The sequence below is a fragment of the Burkholderia sp. Bp9012 genome (assembly GCF_003853825.1).
In the GTDB taxonomy this organism is placed as follows: Bacteria; Pseudomonadota; Gammaproteobacteria; order Burkholderiales; family Burkholderiaceae; genus Burkholderia; species Burkholderia diffusa.
This window is the reverse complement of record NZ_QTQA01000003.1, coordinates 327,767-347,357: the sequence shown is the minus strand read 5'-3', so window position 1 is coordinate 347,357 and position 19,591 is coordinate 327,767. Positions and strand designations below refer to the sequence as shown.

Genomic DNA, 19,591 nt, shown 5'->3' with positions numbered 1-19,591 from the left:
CACGATCGCGCACTCCGGCCGTCTTTCCTGCCCCGACTTTCGTGTTTCCGCCATGGATGTCGGCACCGTTCAAACGCATGTCGCGTTTGAGACATCGGGGCCCCCACCTCCGGGACTACTCTCGAACAGCACGTTGCGTAGCGCCGCATCCGTCGGCGCGCGGCAGCGCCATCAACGAGACATGGAGACAATACGATGAGCAGCAATCGAGGTGTCGTCTATCTTGGGCCGGGCAAGGTCGAAGTGCAGAAGATCGATTATCCGAAAATGGTCGATCCGACCGGCCGCGCGATCGGCCACGGTGTCATCCTGAAAGTGGTGAGCACGAACATCTGCGGCTCCGACCAGCACATGGTGCGCGGCCGCACGACCGCTCCGGTCGGCCTCGTGCTCGGTCACGAGATCACGGGCGAAGTGGTCGAGGTGGGCCCGGACGTCGAGACGCTGAAGATCGGTGATCTCGTGTCGGTGCCGTTCAACGTCGCATGCGGCCGCTGCGCGATGTGCAAGGACACGCATACGGGTGTGTGCCTGAACGTGAACCCGTCGCGTGCCGGCGGTGCTTACGGCTACGTCGACATGGGCGGCTGGATCGGCGGCCAGGCCGAGTACGTGCTCGTGCCGTACGCGGACTTCAACCTGCTGAAATTCCCCGACCGTGACCAGGCGATGGCGAAGATTCGCGATCTGACCTGCCTGTCCGACATTCTTCCGACCGGCTATCACGGCGCGGTGAGCGCGGGCGTGAAGCCGGGCTCGACGGTCTACATTGCGGGCGCGGGCCCGGTCGGCATGGCGGCGGCCGCGTCGGCGCGCCTGCTCGGCGCGGCGGTGACGATCGTCGGCGACATGAACGCGGAACGCCTCGCGCACGCGCGGGCGATGGGCTTCGAGACGGTCGACCTGTCGAAGGACGCGTCGCTCGGCGAGCAGATCGAGCAGATCCTCGGCGTGCCGGAGATCGATTGCGCGGTCGACTGCGTCGGCTTCGAGGCGCACGGCCACGGTTCGTCGGGCCATTCTGAGGAAGCGCCCGCGACGGTGCTGAACTCGCTGATGGAAATCACGCGGCCGGCCGGCGCGATCGGCATCCCGGGTCTGTACGTGACGGACGATCCGGGCGCGAAGGACAAGGCCGCGCAGCACGGCAGCCTGAGCATCCGCTTCGGCCTCGGCTGGGCGAAGTCGCACTCGTTCTTCACGGGCCAGACGCCGGTGCTCAAATACAACCGCAACCTGATGCAGGCAATCCTGTTCGACCGTCTGCCGATCGCGAAGATCGTCAACGTCGAAGTGATCTCGCTCGACCAGGCGCCGGAAGGCTACAAGAAGTTCGACGGCGGCGCGCCGCGCAAATTCGTGATCGATCCGCACGGCTTGCTGGCGGCCTGACGCACGAACGACGGGCACGAAGCGGGCGGCACCGGAGACGGTGCCGCCCGTTTTTCGTTGTGGGCGTGGCTGCGGTCGCCGTGCGCCGCGCGCTCAATGCCCGCGATAGATCATCGCCGTTTCGGCCCCGCTCGCCATCGCGCGCCGACCATGACGCGTATGCAGGGTCACGCGGCGTATCGCGTGTCCGCGTCGCGTCGCGGTGGCACCGCCTTTCCAGTCGGCGACGCGGATGCCGCCGCCGCGCGCGCTGTCCGGTCCGTGAACCGGCGGCGCGTGCCGCGCGAGCGTCGTCATCGGGCGTCCTGCCGCGTGTCGGGGCGTGCCCGCATTGCCGGGTTGAGCGGCCTTGCTCGACCGATCGGCGTCGGTGTCGACGTTGGCGTCGGCGAGCCGATCGGCGTCGACTGCCGCGCGCTCGGCCGGATGAAATGCCTGGATGGGCGCGGGCGCGGGCCCGACCGGCAACGTCGGCGCGTCAGCCGCATGCAGACTGGCGTAAGCCGTCACCGGGCGCGACGCGCCCGGTCCGCGACAGACGGGATCCACCCGGCACGTCCGGTCATACGTCACATAGCCGCCGACCAGCATCACGAGGGTCAGGATGCTCAGCAGCGGCGCGCTCGACGCCCGCGGCCGCTGGACCGCCGCGCCGCGCACCGCGGCCGCGACGCGCGACGACCACGTCGGGACGGGCTGCGCCTCGTGCGGGGGCGTGGCCTGCGCGGCGGGCGCATCGTCGTTCGATCGGCGCAGCGGCGCGAACGGCCAGCCTCCCTGTCCGCAGACGGGGCACTGCTCGCTGGCGCGGAACGCCATGAAGCCGCACTGCCGGCAGCGCTGGCTGACGGTGGCGCGCGGCTCGGCACGCAGGTTCAGTGCGCCGCGCAGCGTGTCGCGCGTGCGGACTTTCCGGTTGGGCAGGACTTGCATGATCGTTGCTACCTCGTCTGCTGTTGCCGCCCCGCGAGCCTTCCGATGGTGCGCATCGCGTCCTCGACGGCAGGGGTCCACGGTCGGCCATAGTTCAGCCGGACGTAGCGGTGAAAGGCGCCCGTCATCGAAAAGATCGGCCCGGGCGCGAGGCTGACCCCATTCTCCATCGCGTCGCCGAACAACTGCATCGCATCCACGTGCGGCGGCAATTCGATCCACAGGAAATATCCGCCGCGCGGGGCATACACCTCGGTGTCGGCCGGGAAGTACGCGCGAACGGCCGCGAGCATCTGCGCCTGGTGGGCCGCGAGGTTGAGCCGGAGCCTGCGCAGGAAGCGGTCGTACGCGCCGTTGCGCAGATAGCTGGACACGGCCATCTGCGCGGGCACGTCCGCCGCCGGCGCGCTCGCGTTCTTCACCTGCCTGATCTGCTTCACGTAACGTCCGGCCGCGACCCAGCCGACCCGGAAACCGGGGGCGAGGCACTTCGAGAACGAACCGCAATGCAGCACGAGCCCGTTGTCGTCATACAGTTTCGCGGGGCGCGTGGGCGTCGGGCCGAAATGTAGTTCTCCGAACACGTCGTCCTCGATCAGCGGCACCTGGTGCGATGCGAGCAGTTCGATCAGCCGGCGCTTGCGCTCGTCTGGCAGCGTCGCGCCGGTCGGGTTGTGAAACGAGGTCATGAACCAGCACGCGCGCACCGGATGAGTGTCGAGCACGTCGGCGAGCGCGTCGAGGTCGAGGCCGGTGCGCGGGTCAACCGGAATCTCGATGGCCTTCAGGTGCAGCCGCTGCACGGCTTGCAGCACCGCGGGGAAGGCAGGGCGCTCGATCGCGACCAGGTCGCCAGGGCGCGTGAGCGCCTGCAGGCTCAGCGTCAGCGCTTCCGCCGCGCCGGTCGTGATGACGATTTCTTCCATCGGCAACGACGCGCCCGCGTTCAGGTACCGCAACGCAATCTGGCGGCGCAGCGCCTCGTTGCCGGGCGGCAGGCCGGCCAGCAGTTTCTCGCGGTCCATGTTGCGGGCGGCCGTCGCCGCATATCGCCACAGGCTGCTCATCGGAAACAGTGAATAGCTGGCGAACGCGGAACCCAGCGGCACGATGTCGTCGCGTTTGAGCGAGTCGATCAGCTGGAACAGCGCATCGTCGCCGCCGGTCTGCGATGCAGCCGGTTTGCGCGGTGTGTCGCGACCCGCGCGCACGCGCTTGTCATCGAGGTTCGCAACGAAATAACCGCAACGCGCGCGCGCGACGATCAAGCCCTCGCTTTCGAGCGCGTAGTACGCGCGAAACACGGTGGAAGGACTGACACGATAGGCGCTGCATGCCGAGCGCACGGTCGGAATGCGTGCGCCTGCCGGCAGGTCGCCGCGCCGGATCGAATCGGCAATCGTCTGTGCGAGCACCGCATATCGCTTCATGCCTGGCCTCCGGCCGATCACGGCCGTCGCTGAAAAAAGAGTAGCACGGCGTCCGCCGCGTTCAATCCCGCCCCCAATCGTTCATCCGCAACCCGCTGATACGCACGTTTTCGGCCGACTCTGATCCTTTTCTTCAGACCAGCGAACCGGCATTCTTCGCAAGCCTTATTCCCGATGCGTGATCGATACGGTCTTCACGCCCCCTGACGGCGGATCCGTGACGACCGCGCACCATGTGCGGGACCGGGTGCGCAACGTCCTTACCTTACCCGGAAGCAATCAGCGTGAAATCGAAGTTCCTCGTCGCGGGCCTCGTTGGCGGCCTCGCGCTCAACCTGCTCGGCGGCGCCGCCGAAGCGGCCTGCATCAACAATCCCCCGACCCAATCCAATGCGTCGTTTCCCGCCGCACTGACCGGCAAGCTCGTCTATCACAGCTACGTCAAGTACGGCGACGGCACGAGCCAGCTGTTCCTGTACGACTTTTCGGCCCGCACGCTCACGCAGTTGAGCAAGAGCAGCTGGGGCATCACCGATCCGATGAACGGCATGTTCAGCCCCGACGGCAAGTGGCTTGCATTCATGGGTATCAGCAATGGCGCCTGGAACGTGTTCATGCTGCAGCTCGGCGCCGGCACGCCGCCGGTCAACCTGACGAACAGCACGGGCGCGACGCGCAACGAGGATCCGAAGTTCAGCGCCGACGGCAAGACGCTCGTGTTCAAGCAGAACGGCGACGTGAAGCAGGGCACGCTGTCGTACACGAGCACGGGCCCGGTGTTCACGTCGGTCGTGAGCCTGACCAACGCACCGGCGGGCGCCGAATACTCGATGCCGTTCCTCGCGCCGGACGCGAGCGCCGTCTACTACGCGACGGGCACCGGCTCGAACATGGGGCTGATGAAGCGCACGATCACGACCGGCACGACGGCGGTGTTCGATCATCCGGCCGGTCTGCAGACCTACTATCCGATCGTACGCGGCGACGGCATGGTGTTCTACGCGCGCTGGAAGGACACGGGCGGTGCCGACCAGATCTATGCGAAGACCGCGGATCCGGCGTCGACGCCGAACGCGCTGCCGATCAGCGACTGCATGAGCAACAACTCCGATCCGGCGCCGGTGAGCGGCACGAACTACGTGTTCTTCTCGTCGACGACGGCGGGCGGCTACCAGCTTTATGTGGGCGACGTGACCACCGGCCAGCGCTGGAGCCTGTCGCAGTTCGGCGTGAATGCGGACACGACCAAGGCGAAGCTCGGCTCGAGCTACTACGGTGGCCCGGCCGCCGCGCAGCCGATGCTGCTGTCGCAAGGTCGTCCGGCTGCTGCGTCGGCGAGCTACAACGCATCGCTGACGGCGGACAAGGCGTTCGACGGCAACACGACGAGCACGCGCTGGGATTCGCCGGAAGGCGCGGGCGTCGATCCGCAATGGATCTCCGTCGATCTCGGCGCGGTGAAGAAGATCAGCAGCGTCGATCTCTACTGGGACGCGGGCGCGCTCGTCTACCAGATCCAGACGTCGACCGACAACGCGAACTGGACGACGGTCTACTCGACGAACAACGGCGTGTCGTACGGTCACGTCACGCTGCCGAACCTGAACGCGCAGGGCCGCTACGTGCGGATGCTCGGCACGAAGCGGGCGACGCAGTGGGGTTACTCGCTCGACGAAATGCAGGTGTGGGGATCGTAAGCCCCAGCAAAAAGGCGGCCCTCGAGGCCGCCTTTTTTATCGCGCCACGCCCGCGTCACGCGTGAATCACATGCGCCGGAAACGCCGGTGCGGCAGCTGCCGCGCCCTGCGCGAGCGGCGCGACCTGCTTGCGGCGCTCGCGCGTTGGCGCGACGCCGAACGCATCGCGATAGCTCTTGCTGAAGTGGCAGGCCGACTGGAAGCCGCACGCCATCGTGATGTGCATGATCGACATGTCGGTCTGCAGCAGCAACTCGCGCGCGCGGCGCAGCCGCAGCGTCAGGTAATAGTGCGTGGGCGTCATCCCGAGATGCTCGCGGAACAGGCGCTGCAACTGGCGCTGCGACATGTTCGCGAGTCGTGCGAGTTCCTCGCGCGACAGCGGCTCCTCGATGTTGTTTTCCATCAGCGAGATCACTTCGAACAGCGACTTGTTCGCCGAGCCGAGCCGCGCGACGAGCGGCATCCGCTGTTGCGCGCTCGTGTCGCGCACGTGTTCGACGATGAACTGCTCGGCGATCTGCGTGACGCGCGCGGTGCCCACGCGCGCGGCGATCAGGTTCAGCATCATGTCGAGCGGCGCGACGCCGCCCGTGCACGTGATGCGGTCGCGGTCGACCACGAACAGTTCCTTCAGGAAGCGCGTGTCCGGAAACTCTTCCTTCAGCGCCGACATGTTTTCCCAGTGGATCGCGCATGCATAGCCCGCGAGCAGCCCCGACTTCGCGAGCGCATAGGTGCCCGTGCACAGGCTGCCGAGCGGCAGTCCCATGCGCGCGAAGCGGCGCAGCGTCGACAGATGGGCGGGCGTGGTCGCGCGTTGCACGTCGACACCGCCGCACACGAATACGATATCCGGCTGCCCCACGCATTCGGCCGGGCCCGTGTCGACCGTGAGGCCGTTGCTCGCCGTGACCGGGCCGCCTTCCGGGCTGATGATCGACCAGCGATAGAGCGGCTGGCCGCTCAGGTAGTTCGCCATCCGAAGCACCTCGATCGCATTGGTGAACGCGATCATCGTGAAGTTCGGTAAAGGCATGAACGCGAAGTGGGACAGCGACGCTGTGCGGTCGGGCGACATGGGGGGCGTTCCTTGAATCTCTAATAGCTTTTGGCCCGAGAGGCACGGATCGGGCTGCCGTATTGTGTGAGCGAGCGCAACAAGCGTGCCATACGGCTAAACCCTAGCTGCATACGTTGTAAGGGTGGAAGGCGGATGCTGCACTGCACCGTAAGCGGGCTGCGCTGCACCCTTGACGCGCAGCTCAGGCACCGGCGAAGTGCCTGTCCGTGGACAAACCGCACACGCCGGTTTGCTTCGTCATCGGAAAAAGCACGACCGGTCACTTGTACAAAACGGACGCGCATGGCGGAAAAGGCAAAGAACGCGTCTAAATTCATCAATCCGCCGAAAATCCGAACGACAAGAATAGAGCCGTCGGCAGCCTTGCACTGGATGCGCTGGAAACCCAGGTATGGCGGGCCTCGAGCTTCGGTTGCACGCCCTTTATTCTTCGTCACGGACGCACTATGTCGAACACCCAGCCTTTCTTCTCGCAGCCCCTCGCCGAGCGCGACGCTCCGGTGCGCAGCGCCATCCTGAAGGAGCTCGAGCGCCAGCAGTCGCAAGTCGAGCTGATCGCGTCGGAAAACATCGTGTCGCGCGCGGTGCTGGAGGCGCAGGGTTCGGTGCTGACCAACAAGTATGCGGAAGGCTATCCGGGCAAGCGTTACTACGGCGGCTGCGAATTCGCGGACGAGGTGGAGGCGCTGGCGATCGAGCGCGTGAAGCAGATCTTCAACGCCGGCTACGCGAACGTGCAGCCGCACTCGGGCGCGCAGGCGAACGGGTCGGTGATGCTCGCGCTGGCGAAGCCGGGCGACACCGTGCTCGGCATGTCGCTGGACGCCGGCGGCCACCTGACGCACGGCGCCAAGCCGGCGCTGTCGGGCAAGTGGTTCAATGCCGTGCAATACGGCGTGAACCGCGACACGATGCGTATCGACTACGACCAGGTTGAAGCGCTCGCGCACGAGCACAAGCCGAACCTGATCATCGCCGGCTTCTCGGCGTACCCGCGCGCGCTGGACTTCGCGCGCTTCCGTGCGATCGCCGACAGCGTCGGCGCGAAGCTGATGGTCGACATGGCGCACATCGCGGGCGTGATCGCCGCCGGCCGCCATGCGAACCCGGTCGAGCATGCGCACGTCGTCACGTCGACCACGCACAAGACGCTGCGCGGCCCGCGCGGTGGCTTCGTGCTGACCAACGACGAAGAGATCGCGAAGAAGATCAACTCGGCCGTGTTCCCCGGCCTGCAAGGCGGCCCGCTGATGCACGTGATCGCCGGCAAGGCCGTCGCGTTCGGCGAAGTGCTGCACGCGGACTTCAAGACCTACATCGACAACGTGCTCGCAAACGCGCAGGCGCTTGGCGAAGTGCTGAAGGCGGGCGGCGTGGACCTCGTCACCGGCGGCACCGACAACCACCTGCTGCTGGTCGACCTGCGTCCGAAGGGCCTGAAGGGCGCGCCGGTCGAGCAGGCGCTGGAACGGGCGGGCATCACCTGCAACAAGAACGGCATTCCGTTCGACACCGAGAAGCCGACCGTCACGTCGGGCATCCGCCTCGGCACGCCGGCCGGCACGACGCGCGGCTTCGGCGTCGCAGAGTTCCGCGAGGTCGGCCGCCTGATTCTCGAAGTGTTCGACGCGCTGCGCGCGAACCCGGAAGGCGACCACGCGACCGAACAGCGCGTGCGCCGCGAGATTTTCGCGCTCTGCGAGCGCTTCCCGATTTACTGATCGACGACCCCCACAAAAGCAGAAACTGGAGCGAGAGGCAGATATGAGCACGCTGCATCAGGACAGCATCATCATCGACGGACTGAACATCTCGAAGTTCGAGAAGCCGGTGTTCGAGGACATGCGCAAGGGTGGCATCACGGCCGCGAACTGCACGGTGTCGGTGTGGGAGAACTTCACCAAGACCGTCGACAACATCGGCGTGATGAAGAAGAAGATCCGCGACAACGGCGAACTGCTGACGCTGGTGCGCACGACCGACGACATCTTCCGTGCGAAGAAGGAAGGCAAGACCGGCATCATCCTCGGCTTCCAGAACGCGCACGCATTCGAGGACAACCTCGGCTACATCGAGGCGTTCGCCGACATGGGCGTGCGCGTCGTGCAGCTTTGCTACAACACGCAGAACCTGGTCGGCACGGGCTGCTACGAGCGTGACGGCGGCCTGTCCGACTTCGGCCGCGAAGTGATCACCGAGATGAACCGCGTCGGCATCATGGTCGACCTGTCGCATGTGGGCGGCAACACGTCGTCGGAAGCGATCGCGTTCTCGAAGAAGCCGGTGTGCTACTCGCACTGCCTGCCGTCGGGCCTGAAGGAACATCCGCGCAACAAGAGCGATGCACAGCTGAAGGAAATCGCCGACGCCGGCGGCTTCGTCGGCGTGACGATGTTCGCGCCGTTCCTGAAGCGCGGGATCGAGGCGAACATCGACGACTACATCGAGGCGATCGACTACGTCGTGAACCTGATCGGCGAAGACGCGGTCGGCATCGGCACGGACTTCACGCAGGATTTCGCGAAGGAATTCTTCGACATGCTGACGCACGACAAGGGCCGCTATCGCCAGCTGACGAACTTCGGCAAGGTGATCAACCCGGACGGCATCCGCACGATCGGCGAATTCCCGAACCTGACCGCGGCGATGGAACGCCACGGCTGGAAGGAGTCGCGCATCCGCAAGATCATGGGCGAGAACTGGGTGCGCGTGTTCAAGGACGTGTGGGGCGCGTAAGCGCCCGCCGACCCGAACCGCCGCCCGCGATTCAACACAAGAACAATCGGGACGTGCCGGCGCTTGCAGCGCGGGCACGCGGACGATGTCGTGCCTGCGCTAGAACCGCGCGGCCTTTTTTCCTCACGGAGTCACCACGATGCAACCGCAACTGCCGATCAACGTCGATCCCGATACCGGCGTCTGGACCACCGACGCGCTGCCGATGCTGTACGTGCCGCGCCACTTCTTCACGAACAACCATGTCGCCGTCGAGGAAGCGCTCGGCGTCGAGGCGTATGCCGAGATCCTCTACAAGGCCGGCTACAAGTCCGCATACCACTGGTGCGACAAGGAAGCGAAGCTGCACGGGCTGACCGGCATGGCCGTGTTCGAGCACTACCTGAAGCGCCTGTCGCAACGCGGCTGGGGCCTGTTCTCGATCATCGAGGCCGATCCGGCCAGCGCGCGCGCGAAGATCGAGCTGCGCCACTCGTCGTTCGTGCTCCAGCAGCCGGGCAAGGAAGGCAAGCTCTGCTACATGTTCGCGGGCTGGTTCGCCGGCGCGATGGACTGGGTCAACGACACGACGCCGGAAGGCAAGGGCGCGCCGCGCGCGCAATCGAAGGAAGTGCAGTGTGCGGCCGAGCACCACGACCACTGCGTCTTCGAAGTGTCGCCGATCGCGCACTGATGCGCTGACATCACGACACAGCAACACAACAACACCCGCAACACGAGACATTCGAACGCCAGAGGTCGCCTGCGATGCGTTATCCCCACCTGTTCAAACCCATGCAGCTGAACCAGCTGACGCTGCGCAACCGGATCGTCAGCACCGCGCACGCGGAGGTGTATGCCGAGCCGGGCGGCCTGCCGGGCGACCGCTACATCCGCTATTACGAAGAGAAGGCGAAGGGTGGCGTCGGCCTCGCGATCTGCGGCGGCTCGAGCCCCGTGTCGATCGACAGCCCGCAGGGCTGGTGGAAGTCGGTGAACCTGTCGAACGACAAGATCATCGACCCGCTCACGCGTCTGGCCGACACGATGCACAAGCACGGCGCGAAGATCATGATCCAGGCGACGCACATGGGCCGCCGCTCGTCGTTCCATGGCGAGCACTGGCCGCATCTGATGTCGCCGTCGGGCGTGCGCGAGCCGGTGCACCGCGGCAACGCGAAGATCATCGAGATCGAGGAAATCCGCCGCATCATCGGCGACTTCGCGGCGGCCGCGAAGCGCGTGAAGGCAGCCGGCATGGACGGCATCGAGATCTCCGCCGCGCACCAGCACCTGATCGACCAGTTCTGGAGCAAGCGTTCGAACCATCGCTCCGACGAATGGGGCGGCAGCCTCGAAAACCGTCTGCGCTTCGGCATCGAAGTGCTGACGGCCGTGCGCGAAGCGGTCGGCAAGGACTTCTGCGTCGGCCTGCGGATGTGCGGCGACGAATTCCACGAGGACGGTCTCGATCACGAGGCACTGAAGGAAATCGCGCAGGCGATGTCGGAGACGGGCCTGATCGACTACCTGAGCGTGGTCGGGTCGGGCGGCGACACGCACAACACGATCGCCAACTGCATGCCGCCGATGGCGCTGCCGCCGGAGCCGTTCGTGCACCTCGCGGCCGGCATCAAGTCGGTGGTGAAGATTCCCGTGATGCACGCGCAGAGCATCCGTGACGCGGGCCAGGCCGAGCGCCTGCTCGCCACCGGCATGATCGACCTGGTCGGCATGACGCGCGCGCAGATCGCCGATCCGCACATGGTGATCAAGATCCGCGACGGCCGGGAAGACGAAATCAAGCAGTGCGTCGGCGCGAACTACTGCATCGACCGCCAGTACAACGGCCTCGACGTGCTCTGCATCCAGAACGCCGCGACGTCGCGCGAAGCGACGATGCCGCACATCATCGAGAAGTCGCGCGGCCCGAAGCGCAAGGTGGTGGTGGTCGGCGCGGGCCCCGCGGGGCTCGAGGCCGCACGCGTCGCGAAGCTGCGCGGCCACGACGTGGTGCTGTTCGAGAAGAACACCGAAGTGGGCGGCCAGGTGATGATCGCCGCGAAGGCGCCGCAGCGCGAACAGATGTCCGGGATCATTCGCTGGTTCGACATGGAAACCAAGCGCCTGGGCGTTGATCGCCGCCTGGGCGTCGCCGCCGACGAGAAGATGATCATGGCCGAGAAGCCGGACATCGTCGTGCTCGCGACCGGCGGATCGAGCTTCACGTGGCAGGTGCCGGCCTGGGGCGTGGCCGAAGGGCTGGCCGTCAGCTCGTGGGACATCCTGACCGGCAAGGTCGAGCCGAAGCAGAACGTGCTGCTGTTCGACGGCGTGAGCACCCATGCGGGCGCCGGCGTGGCGGACTTCATGGCGAGCCGCGGCTCGAAGGTCGAGGTCGTGACCCCCGACGTGAAGGTGGCCGACGATTGCGGCGGCACGACGTTCCCGATCTTCTATCGCCGCCTGTATGCGCTCGGCGTGATCCCGACGCCGAACACCATGCTCGATCGCGTGTACGAGGAAAACGGCAAGATGATCGCCGTGCTGCGCAACGAATACACCGAGGAACTGGAAGAGCGCGCGGTCGACCAGGTGGTGATCGAGAACGGTTCGTCGCCGAATGACGAGCTGTACTGGAAGCTCAAGCCGGAGTCGGTGAACCACGGCCAGATCGATCCGCACACGCTGTTCGCGGCCGAGCCGCAGCCGTGCCTGTCGGAAGAACTGGGCAACGGCCGCTTCCTGCTGTTCCGTGTCGGCGACTGCATCTCGATGCACAACGTCCACGGTGCGATCTACGACTCGCTGCGTCTCGTCAAGGATTTCTAAAGATGAATCCGGCTTTCCTCATTACCGCACTGCTGTGGCTGTCGGTGGCGGGGCTCGCGTTCGCGGTCGCGAAGCGCTCGTCCTACTGGCGTCTCGGGCGCGCGACGGCGCCCGGCTCGTTCGGCGTCGCGAACCTGTTCGCGATCCCGAAGCGCTATTTCGTCGACCTGCACCACGTGGTTGCCCGCGATCCGTACATCGCGAAGACCCACGTCGCGACCGCCGGCGGCGCGATCGCCGCGCTCGCGCTGGTGTTCGTCAACTACGGCCTGGCGATCTACTCGCCGTGGCTCGACAAGCTGATCTTCCTCGCGGCGCTCGCGATGCTCGTCGGCGTGGTGTTCGTCTGGCGCCGCCGCGCGGCCAAGGACGTGCCCGCCCGCCTGTCGCGCGGCCCGTGGAACGCGCTGCCCTGGCTGCTCGGCTCGTTCGCGCTCGGCCTCGTGCTGTTCATGGTCGTGCCGGCCGGCGCGATGTCGGGTGCGTTCGCGGTGCTCTGCGCGCTGCTGATCGGCGCCGGTGCATTCACGATGACCGTCGGCGCCGCGAAGGGCGGCCCGATGAAGCACGCGATCGCCGGCCTTCTGCACCTCGCATTCCACCCGCGCCAGGAACGTTTCGCGGCCACCCGCGAATCGTTCACGGGCAACGGCACGGCCACCCCGCCGACCGCGCTGAAGCTGCCGGACATCGAGCACGAGGAGTATGGCGTCGCGAAGCCGGTCGAATTCCGCTGGAACCAGCTGCTGAGCTTCGACGCGTGCGTGCAGTGCGGCAAGTGCGAGGCCGCGTGCCCCGCGTTCGCATCGGGCCAGCCGCTGAACCCGAAGAAACTGATCCAGGATCTCGTCGTCGGCATGGCGGGCGGCACCGATGCCGCGTACGCCGGCAGCCCGACGCCGGGCCTCGCGGTCGGCCAGCATCGCGGCGAGCCGAACGGCCCGATCGTGTCCGGCCTGATCGAGGAGCAGACGCTCTGGTCGTGCACGACCTGCCGTGCCTGCGTGCAGGAGTGCCCGATGCTGATCGAGCACGTCGACGCGATCGTCGACATGCGCCGCAACCGCACCCTGGTGCACGGCACGGTGCCGGGCAAGGGCCAGGAAGTGCTCGCGAACCTGCGCGAGACCGGCACGATGGGCGGCTACGACACGGCTGCACGTTACGACTGGTCGGTCGACCTGAACGCACCCGTCGCGCAACCCGGCAAGCCGGTCGATGTGCTGTTCGTCGCCGGTGAAGGTGCCTTCGACATGCGTTACCAGCGTACGCTGCGCGCATTCGTGAAGGTGCTGAACAAGGCGGGCGTCGACTACGCGGTGCTCGGCGGAACCGAGACCGACACCGGCGACGTCGCACGTCGCCTCGGCGACGAAGCGACGTTCCAGCAGATGGCGAAGCGCCTGATCGGCACGCTCGGCTCGCTGTCGTACAAGCAGATCGTGACGGCCGACCCGCACGTGATGCACAGCCTGCGCAACGAATACCGCGCGCTCGGGCTGCGCGTGACGGTCAAGCATCACACGACCTACCTCGCGGAGCTGGCCGACAGCGGCAAGATCGCACCGAAGGCCGTCGAGGCGCTGCGCGAGAAGCGCACCACGTATCACGACCCGTGCTACCTCGGCCGCTACAACGGCGAGACGGAATCGCCGCGCAAGCTGCTGAAGACGATCGGCATCCAGGTCGTCGAGATGGAGCGCAACGGCATGCGCGGCCGCTGCTGCGGCGGTGGCGGCGGCGCGCCGCTGACCGACATCCCGGGCAAGCAGCGCATTCCCGACATCCGCATCGCCGACGCGCGCGCCATTGGCGCGGACGTGGTCGCGGTCGGATGCCCGAACTGCACGGCGATGCTCGAAGGCGTCGTGGGCCCGCGCCCCGACGTGCTCGACGTGGCCGAACTCGTTGCCGCCTCGCTGGAGTGAATCGATGAACACGATCAAACGAATCGATCCGCGCCGGCCGTTCATCATCACGGCCGCGGGCCTGAAGCGCATCACGCTGGGCGAGGAAGGCAGCGCCGACGCGAGCGCCACGCAGTGGTCCGCGCACGGTCACGGCGCCGCGGCCGCGAAGCCGCGCCGCGCGGTGCAGGACCCGAAGCACGTGATGCTGGTGGTGGCGCACACCGAGCGCGGCGCGCTCGACGACCATGCGCGGCAGGCGGTCGCCGCCGCCGCGGTGCTCGCCGACGCGCAGACGGAAGTCGCGCTGCTGGCGTTCGGCGAACTGAAGGATGACGCAGCGGAGCTCGGCGTCGACAAGCTGATCGAGCTGGCCGACTTCGACCGTCGCGCCTTTGCGCCCGAAAGCGAATTGCAAGCGTTGCAGGCCTGCGCCGCGGCGCTCGCGCCGAGGCACGTGTTCGTGCCCGACAACGCGACCGGCGACGGCGATCTGGGCCGGCGTTACGCGGCGGCTGCCGGCGCGAGCGTCGCGACCCACGTGGTCGAGATCGACGCGAAGCACGTCGGCGCGTATGCGCAGGCCGGCCGTGCGTTCGCGACGCGCGGCTTGCCCGACGTGATCCTGCTTGCGCAGAACGCAGTCGAAGCAAAACTGCCGTTCGTCGGTGCCGGCGAGCGCCTGGCCGCCGACTTCATCCGCCCGGCCGGCGACGCGGCGCAACCGTACCGCGATCTCGGCCTCGAGGAAATCGACGCGGCGCAGGTCGCGCTGGAGGAAGCTGACTTCATCGTGTCGGCCGGCAACGGCGTGTCCGACATCGGCGCGTTCGAGCGGCTCGCCGGCGCGTTCGGCGCGGCGATCGGCGCGAGCCGCGTCGCGGTCGACAACGGTCACTTCACGCGCGACAAGCAGGTGGGCGCGACCGGCAAGACGGTCGAGGCCAGCGTGTACATCGCGTTCGGCATCTCGGGCGCGGTGCAGCACTTGCAGGGGATCAAGGACTGCCGCCACGTGATCGCGGTCAACCTCGACGGCAGCGCGCCGATCGCCAAGCGCGCGAACCTGACGGTGGTGGGCGACGCGCAGGCGACGATCGCCGCGCTGATCGAACAGGTGCAGGCCGCGCGCGCGTCGCGCGGACAATCGCCGACCGCGGTCGGCGCCCGTGAATCCGAAGGAGTCGCAGCATGAACGCCCCCCGCCAGTTGCAACGCATCGCGGTGCTCGTCTCCGTGGGCCGGCACCCGGTCAGCGGCACCGCGCGCTACAGCCGCAACGACGCGGCCGCGCTCGAGGTCGGCCGTCAGCTCGCGGAGCGGCATCGCGCGCAGCTCGACGTGCTCCATGCGGGAGACCCCGCTAATGAAGCGCTTGCTGAATACCTCGCGCTCGGTGCGCGGCAGGTCGAGGTGCTGGCCTGCCACGACGGCGACGATGCCGCGCATGCGCTCGCCGCGCGCGTCGAAGGCTACGACCTCGTGCTGACCGGCACCCGCGCCGAGGGCGCGTACGACACCGGGATGCTGCCGTATCGCGTCGCCGCGACGCTCGGCTATCCGCTCGTCGGCGCGGCCGTCGACGTGACGATCGACGGCGGCCGCGCGGCGGTCCGGCAATTCTTGCCGAAAGGGTTGCGGCGGCGCGTCGACGCGGCGCTGCCTGCCGTCGTCGCGGTCCATCCGCTCGCCAACGTGGCGCCGCGCTACGCGTATGCGCGGCTGCGGGCCGGGGCGATCCGCCCGGCGCTGACGTCGACCGGCGCGGATGCAGATGCCAGCGCGTGGAAGGTTGGCCCGATCGAGCGTAAACCCGTAAAGCTGGTCGCCGCCGAGAAGCGCTCCGGGCATGCCCGGATGCTGTCGGCGACGACGACCGAAAGCCGCGGCGGCAACGTCGTAAATGAAGGGAGTTCAGTCGAAAAAGCACAAGTGATCCTCGCGTATTTGCGCGAGCATCAGCTCATCGACTACTGATTTTGATGCCTGTCGGCAACCACACTGGGACGCAAGGAATCCGGAGCAAACGATGAAAGTATCGGCAGACATTCGTGCACTGATCGAGCGACGCAAGGAAGGTTACAGCCTCGAAGCGCCGTTCTATACGAGCGAGGAAATCTTCGCCCTCGACATGGAGGCGATTTTCCGCCAGCACTGGATCCAGGTTGCGGTCGAACCGGACATTCCCGAGCCGGGCGACTACCTGACCGTGGAACTGGGCAGCGACTCGATCCTGATCGTGCGCGACGACGACATGGAAATCCGCGCGTTCCACAACGTGTGCCGCCACCGCGGCGCGCGCCTGTGCAACGAGGATAAAGGCTCGGTCGGCAACATCGTGTGCCCGTACCACAGCTGGACCTACAACCTGACGGGCCAGCTGATGTTCGCCGAGCACATGGGCGAGCAGTTCGATCGCTGCAAGCACAGCCTGAAGTCGGTGCACGTGCAGAACCTCGCGGGGCTGATCTTCATCTGCCTCGCCGAGGAGCCGCCGGTCGATTTCGCGCAGCTGCGCGCCCAGATGGAGCCGTATCTGCTGCCGCACGATCTGCCGAGCACGAAGATCGCCGCACAGATCGACATCATCGAGGAAGGCAACTGGAAGCTCACGATGGAGAACAACCGCGAGTGCTATCACTGCGTCGCGAACCATCCCGAGCTGACGATCTCGCTGTACGAATACGGCTTCGGCTACCAGCGCTCCGACGCGAACGCCGAAGGCATGGACGCATTCGCGGAAACCTGCGTGCGCCGTGGCAAGGAGTGGGCCGAGATGGGCCTGCCGTCCGCCGAAATCGAAAAGCTGCTCGACGTGACGGGCTTCCGCACGCAGCGCCTGCCGCTCGACCGTAGCGGCGAATCGCAAACGCTCGACGCGAAGGTCGCGTCGAAGAAGCTGCTCGGCAAGTTCGAACAGGCAGACCTCGGTGGCCTGTCGTTCTGGACGCAGCCGAACTCGTGGCACCACTTCATGAGCGATCACATCGTGACGTTCTCGGTGATTCCGCTGTCGGCCGGCAAGACGCTCGTGCGTACCAAGTGGCTCGTGCACAAGGACGCGAAGGAAGGCATCGACTACGACGTGAAGAACCTGACGGCCGTGTGGAACGCGACCAACGACCAGGATCGCGCGCTCGTCGAGTTCTCGCAGCGCGGCGCGACCAGCAGCGCGTACGAGCCGGGCCCGTATTCGCCGTACACGGAAGGTCTCGTCGAAAAATTCTCGGCCTGGTACATCGGCCGGCTCGCCGAAAAGACCGGCGCGTAGTAGTCAGCGGAACAGCAAGCGGAGTTACACATGATGCGAGATGCGGCCAATTTCGAGCCGGCGGACAGCCGGGTTACACACCCGGCGTTCTGGAACGCGCTCCCGGAGCGCTGGACGAGCGACGTCGAGGAAACGCTGGTGTGCTGCCACGTGCGGCAGGAAACCCACGACGTGAAGAGCTTCTTCTTCCGTTCGCCGCAGGGCCGTGCGTTCTCGTTCGAGCCCGGGCAGTTCATCACGCTCGAGCTCGACATCGAAGGCGAGACGATCAACCGGTGCTACACGATCTCGTCGTCGCCGGCGCGGCCGCACACGATCTCGATCACGGTCAAGCGCGTGCCGGGCGGCAAGGTGTCGAACTGGCTGCACGACAACCTGCAGCCGGGCGCGTCGGTGCGTGTGCTCGGCCCGGCCGGCGAATTCACGTGCGCGCGGCATCCGGCGCGCAAGTATTTGTTCCTGTCGGCCGGTTCGGGCGTCACGCCGCTGATGTCGATGAGCCGCGCGCACCATGATCTTGCAGAGGATCGCGACATCCTGTTCGTGCACAGCGCACGCACGCCGGACGACATCATCTTCGCGCGCGAACTCGATCTGATCGCGTCGAACCATACGAATTTCCGCACGTCGTTCGTCGTCGAGCGTGTCGGTGCACGCACCAACTGGCCGGGCGTCACGGGCTTCCTGACGCTGCCGCTGCTGAAACTGATCGCACCGGACTTCATGGAGCGCGAGATCTTCACGTGCGGCCCCGCGCCATACATGAAGGCCGTGCGCGACCTGCTCGACGAAGCCGGCTTCGATCGCAAGCAGTATCACGAGGAAAGCTTCTCGTTCGAAACGCTCGCGCAGACCGCGAGCGACGACGTGCTCGCCGAACTCGTGCCGGCCGCCGACGGCGCCGATGTCGCGACGAAGCAGTACACGGTCAGCTTCGCGAAGAGCAACCGCGAGATTTCGTGCGGCTCCGAGCAGCACGTGCTCGACGCGGCGCGCCAGTCGGGCGTGCGGCTGCCGGCGTCGTGCACGCAGGGCATGTGCGGCACCTGCAAGGTGAAGCTCGTGTCGGGGCAGGTCGAGATGAAGCACAACGGCGGCATCCGCCAGCGCGAGATCGATCAGGGGATGGTGCTGCTGTGCTGCAGCAAGCCGCTGTCGGATCTTGTGATCGACAAATAGTCAAAAAAGCCATTGCATGTCCGGGGGCGTCGCGTCGCGCCCGGACAAGCATCCGTCGGAAAACAACGATACCGCGGAATTGTGGTTGAAGAACCTAGAGAGACAACGCGCACGGTGCGCATTTCAAGGAGATCGACCATGAAGTTGTTCGGAAAACTGTTGTGGACCGGCGCACTGTCGGCGATGGTGGCACTGAGCGCGTCGGCGCTCGCCGATACGAAGCCCACGCTGAAGATCGGCTACGTCGAGGGCTGGGACGACAGCGTCGCGACGTCGAACGTCGCGGCTCGCGTGATCGAGAAGAAGCTCGGCTACCAGGTCCAGCTCGTACCGGTCGCTGCCGGGATCATGTGGCAGGGCGTGGCACGCGGCGACCTCGACGCGACGCTGTCCGCGTGGCTGCCCGTCACGCACGGTTCCTACTGGGGCGAATACAAGGCGAAGGTTGTCGATCTCGGCGCGAACTTCCCCGACGCGAAGATCGGCCTGATCGTCCCCGACTACGTGAAGGCGAAGAGCATTGACGACCTGAATGCCGAGAAAAGCAGCTTCGGCGGCCGGATCGTCGGCATCGACGCGGGCGCGGGCGTGATGCGCAAGACCGACGAAGCGATCAAGAGCTACGGCCTGAACTACACGCTGATGCCGAGCTCGGGCAGCGCGATGACGGCCGAGCTGTCGCGCTCCGTCGGCGCGAACAAGCCGGTGATCGTGACCGGCTGGGCGCCGCACTGGATGTTCGCGAAGTGGAAGCTGCGCTTCCTCGAGGATCCGAAGAAGGTGTTCGGCGGCGCGGAGCACGTCGACAGCGTCGTGAACCCGCAGCTCGAAACGAAGGCCAAGCCGGTCGTCGCGTTCCTGAAGAAGTTCCAGTGGAAGCCGGGCGAGATCGACAGCGTGATGCTCGCGATCCAGAACGGCTCGAAGCCGGAAGCGGCCGCCGATGCATGGATTGCGGCGCATGCGGACCGCGTGAATTCGTGGACTGAAGGCGCACAGTAAGACCGCGGCGATTCGTCGCGCGAAATCATAAAAGAACACGCCGGGAGTGGTCAGCAGGAATCCGAAATAATCGTGAATTCATGCGGCCATATCCCGGTTTTCTATTTCCGATTCTGCAAAAATGCGCGTAAGTTGTTACACTAGCGCCC

15 protein-coding genes are annotated in these 19,591 nt (G+C 66.4%); 12 read left to right on the top strand and 3 right to left on the bottom strand.

The window, feature by feature from the left end:
- Positions 1-195 precede the first annotated feature (195 nt).
- A complete protein-coding gene (gene fdhA / locus DIE11_RS05770) occupies positions 196-1,392 on the top strand; it encodes a formaldehyde dehydrogenase, glutathione-independent (protein WP_059600256.1) in 1,197 nt (398 codons plus the stop codon).
- Positions 1,393-1,485: 93 nt separating this feature from the next.
- Here the strand turns inward: fdhA and DIE11_RS36225 are convergent, their stop codons facing one another.
- Positions 1,486-2,325 carry an ATP-dependent serine protease gene (locus DIE11_RS36225; RefSeq protein WP_185633727.1) on the bottom strand — a complete coding sequence of 280 codons (840 nt, stop codon included), beginning with the start codon at positions 2,323-2,325 and terminating at the stop codon, positions 1,486-1,488.
- 8 nt (positions 2,326-2,333) lie between these two features.
- Entirely contained in the window at positions 2,334-3,755 is a 1,422-nt protein-coding gene (locus DIE11_RS05760; protein ID WP_124622143.1) for a PLP-dependent aminotransferase family protein, read from the bottom strand.
- A 284-nt stretch (positions 3,756-4,039) separates the two neighbouring features.
- Here DIE11_RS05760 and DIE11_RS05755 point away from each other — a divergent pair, with 284 nt between their 5' ends.
- Positions 4,040-5,452, top strand: coding sequence for a discoidin domain-containing protein (locus DIE11_RS05755; RefSeq protein WP_124622141.1), 1,413 nt, complete (start codon positions 4,040-4,042; stop codon positions 5,450-5,452).
- 55 nt (positions 5,453-5,507) lie between these two features.
- Here the strand turns inward: DIE11_RS05755 and DIE11_RS05750 are convergent, their stop codons facing one another.
- A complete protein-coding gene (locus tag DIE11_RS05750; RefSeq protein WP_059600253.1) occupies positions 5,508-6,533 on the bottom strand; it encodes a GlxA family transcriptional regulator in 1,026 nt (341 codons plus the stop codon).
- Positions 6,534-6,982: 449 nt separating this feature from the next.
- On the opposite strand from DIE11_RS05750, the gene DIE11_RS05740 reads away from it, so the two are divergent.
- The 10 genes from DIE11_RS05740 to DIE11_RS05695 all read left to right on the top strand — a co-directional run bounded on the left by DIE11_RS05740 (position 6,983) and on the right by DIE11_RS05695 (position 19,442).
- Entirely contained in the window at positions 6,983-8,257 is a 1,275-nt protein-coding gene (locus DIE11_RS05740; protein WP_059600252.1) for a serine hydroxymethyltransferase, read from the top strand.
- Positions 8,258-8,300: 43 nt separating this feature from the next.
- Positions 8,301-9,272, top strand: a complete 972-nt coding sequence (locus DIE11_RS05735) for a dipeptidase (protein ID WP_034186088.1) — start codon at positions 8,301-8,303, stop codon at positions 9,270-9,272.
- 139 nt (positions 9,273-9,411) lie between these two features.
- A complete protein-coding gene (locus DIE11_RS05730) occupies positions 9,412-9,945 on the top strand; it encodes a DUF5943 domain-containing protein (protein WP_006488993.1) in 534 nt (177 codons plus the stop codon).
- Between the two features lie 74 nt (positions 9,946-10,019).
- Positions 10,020-12,083, top strand: coding sequence for an NADH:flavin oxidoreductase (locus tag DIE11_RS05725; RefSeq protein ID WP_124622139.1), 2,064 nt, complete (start codon positions 10,020-10,022; stop codon positions 12,081-12,083).
- 2 nt (positions 12,084-12,085) lie between these two features.
- Positions 12,086-14,011 carry a (Fe-S)-binding protein gene (locus DIE11_RS05720; RefSeq protein WP_124622137.1) on the top strand — a complete coding sequence of 642 codons (1,926 nt, stop codon included), beginning with the start codon at positions 12,086-12,088 and terminating at the stop codon, positions 14,009-14,011.
- Between the two features lie 4 nt (positions 14,012-14,015).
- Complete coding sequence (locus DIE11_RS05715) at positions 14,016-15,185, top strand: electron transfer flavoprotein subunit alpha/FixB family protein (RefSeq protein WP_124622135.1); 1,170 nt, start codon at positions 14,016-14,018, stop codon at positions 15,183-15,185.
- Positions 15,182-15,967, top strand: coding sequence for an electron transfer flavoprotein subunit beta/FixA family protein (locus DIE11_RS05710; RefSeq protein WP_124622133.1), 786 nt, complete (start codon positions 15,182-15,184; stop codon positions 15,965-15,967). The genes DIE11_RS05715 and DIE11_RS05710 overlap by 4 nt, the downstream gene beginning before the upstream one ends.
- Before the next feature lie 52 nt (positions 15,968-16,019).
- Entirely contained in the window at positions 16,020-17,261 is a 1,242-nt protein-coding gene (locus tag DIE11_RS05705; protein ID WP_124622131.1) for an aromatic ring-hydroxylating dioxygenase subunit alpha, read from the top strand.
- 30 nt (positions 17,262-17,291) lie between these two features.
- Positions 17,292-18,440, top strand: coding sequence for a hybrid-cluster NAD(P)-dependent oxidoreductase (locus DIE11_RS05700; protein ID WP_059600245.1), 1,149 nt, complete (start codon positions 17,292-17,294; stop codon positions 18,438-18,440).
- A gap of 138 nt (positions 18,441-18,578) precedes the next feature.
- On the top strand, positions 18,579-19,442 hold the full coding sequence (locus DIE11_RS05695) for a glycine betaine ABC transporter substrate-binding protein (protein WP_059692033.1): 864 nt from the start codon (positions 18,579-18,581) through the stop codon (positions 19,440-19,442).
- The last annotated feature ends 149 nt before the right edge of the window (positions 19,443-19,591 follow it).

Excerpts from the sequence above, each read along its gene's own strand:
- fdhA (WP_059600256.1), top strand. The coding sequence starts at position 196 with ATGAGCAGCAATCGAGGTGTCGTCTATCTTGGGCCGGGCAAGGTCGAA.
- DIE11_RS36225 (WP_185633727.1), bottom strand. The coding sequence starts at position 2,325 with ATGCAAGTCCTGCCCAACCGGAAAGTCCGCACGCGCGACACGCTGCGC.
- DIE11_RS05760 (WP_124622143.1), bottom strand. The coding sequence starts at position 3,755 with ATGAAGCGATATGCGGTGCTCGCACAGACGATTGCCGATTCGATCCGG.
- DIE11_RS05750 (WP_059600253.1), bottom strand. The coding sequence starts at position 6,533 with ATGTCGCCCGACCGCACAGCGTCGCTGTCCCACTTCGCGTTCATGCCT.
- DIE11_RS05740 (WP_059600252.1), top strand. The coding sequence starts at position 6,983 with ATGTCGAACACCCAGCCTTTCTTCTCGCAGCCCCTCGCCGAGCGCGAC.
- DIE11_RS05735 (WP_034186088.1), top strand. The coding sequence starts at position 8,301 with ATGAGCACGCTGCATCAGGACAGCATCATCATCGACGGACTGAACATC.
- DIE11_RS05730 (WP_006488993.1), top strand. The coding sequence starts at position 9,412 with ATGCAACCGCAACTGCCGATCAACGTCGATCCCGATACCGGCGTCTGG.
- DIE11_RS05725 (WP_124622139.1), top strand. The coding sequence starts at position 10,020 with ATGCGTTATCCCCACCTGTTCAAACCCATGCAGCTGAACCAGCTGACG.
- DIE11_RS05720 (WP_124622137.1), top strand. The coding sequence starts at position 12,086 with ATGAATCCGGCTTTCCTCATTACCGCACTGCTGTGGCTGTCGGTGGCG.
- DIE11_RS05715 (WP_124622135.1), top strand. The coding sequence starts at position 14,016 with ATGAACACGATCAAACGAATCGATCCGCGCCGGCCGTTCATCATCACG.
- DIE11_RS05710 (WP_124622133.1), top strand. The coding sequence starts at position 15,182 with ATGAACGCCCCCCGCCAGTTGCAACGCATCGCGGTGCTCGTCTCCGTG.
- DIE11_RS05705 (WP_124622131.1), top strand. The coding sequence starts at position 16,020 with ATGAAAGTATCGGCAGACATTCGTGCACTGATCGAGCGACGCAAGGAA.
- DIE11_RS05700 (WP_059600245.1), top strand. The coding sequence starts at position 17,292 with ATGATGCGAGATGCGGCCAATTTCGAGCCGGCGGACAGCCGGGTTACA.
- DIE11_RS05695 (WP_059692033.1), top strand. The coding sequence starts at position 18,579 with ATGAAGTTGTTCGGAAAACTGTTGTGGACCGGCGCACTGTCGGCGATG.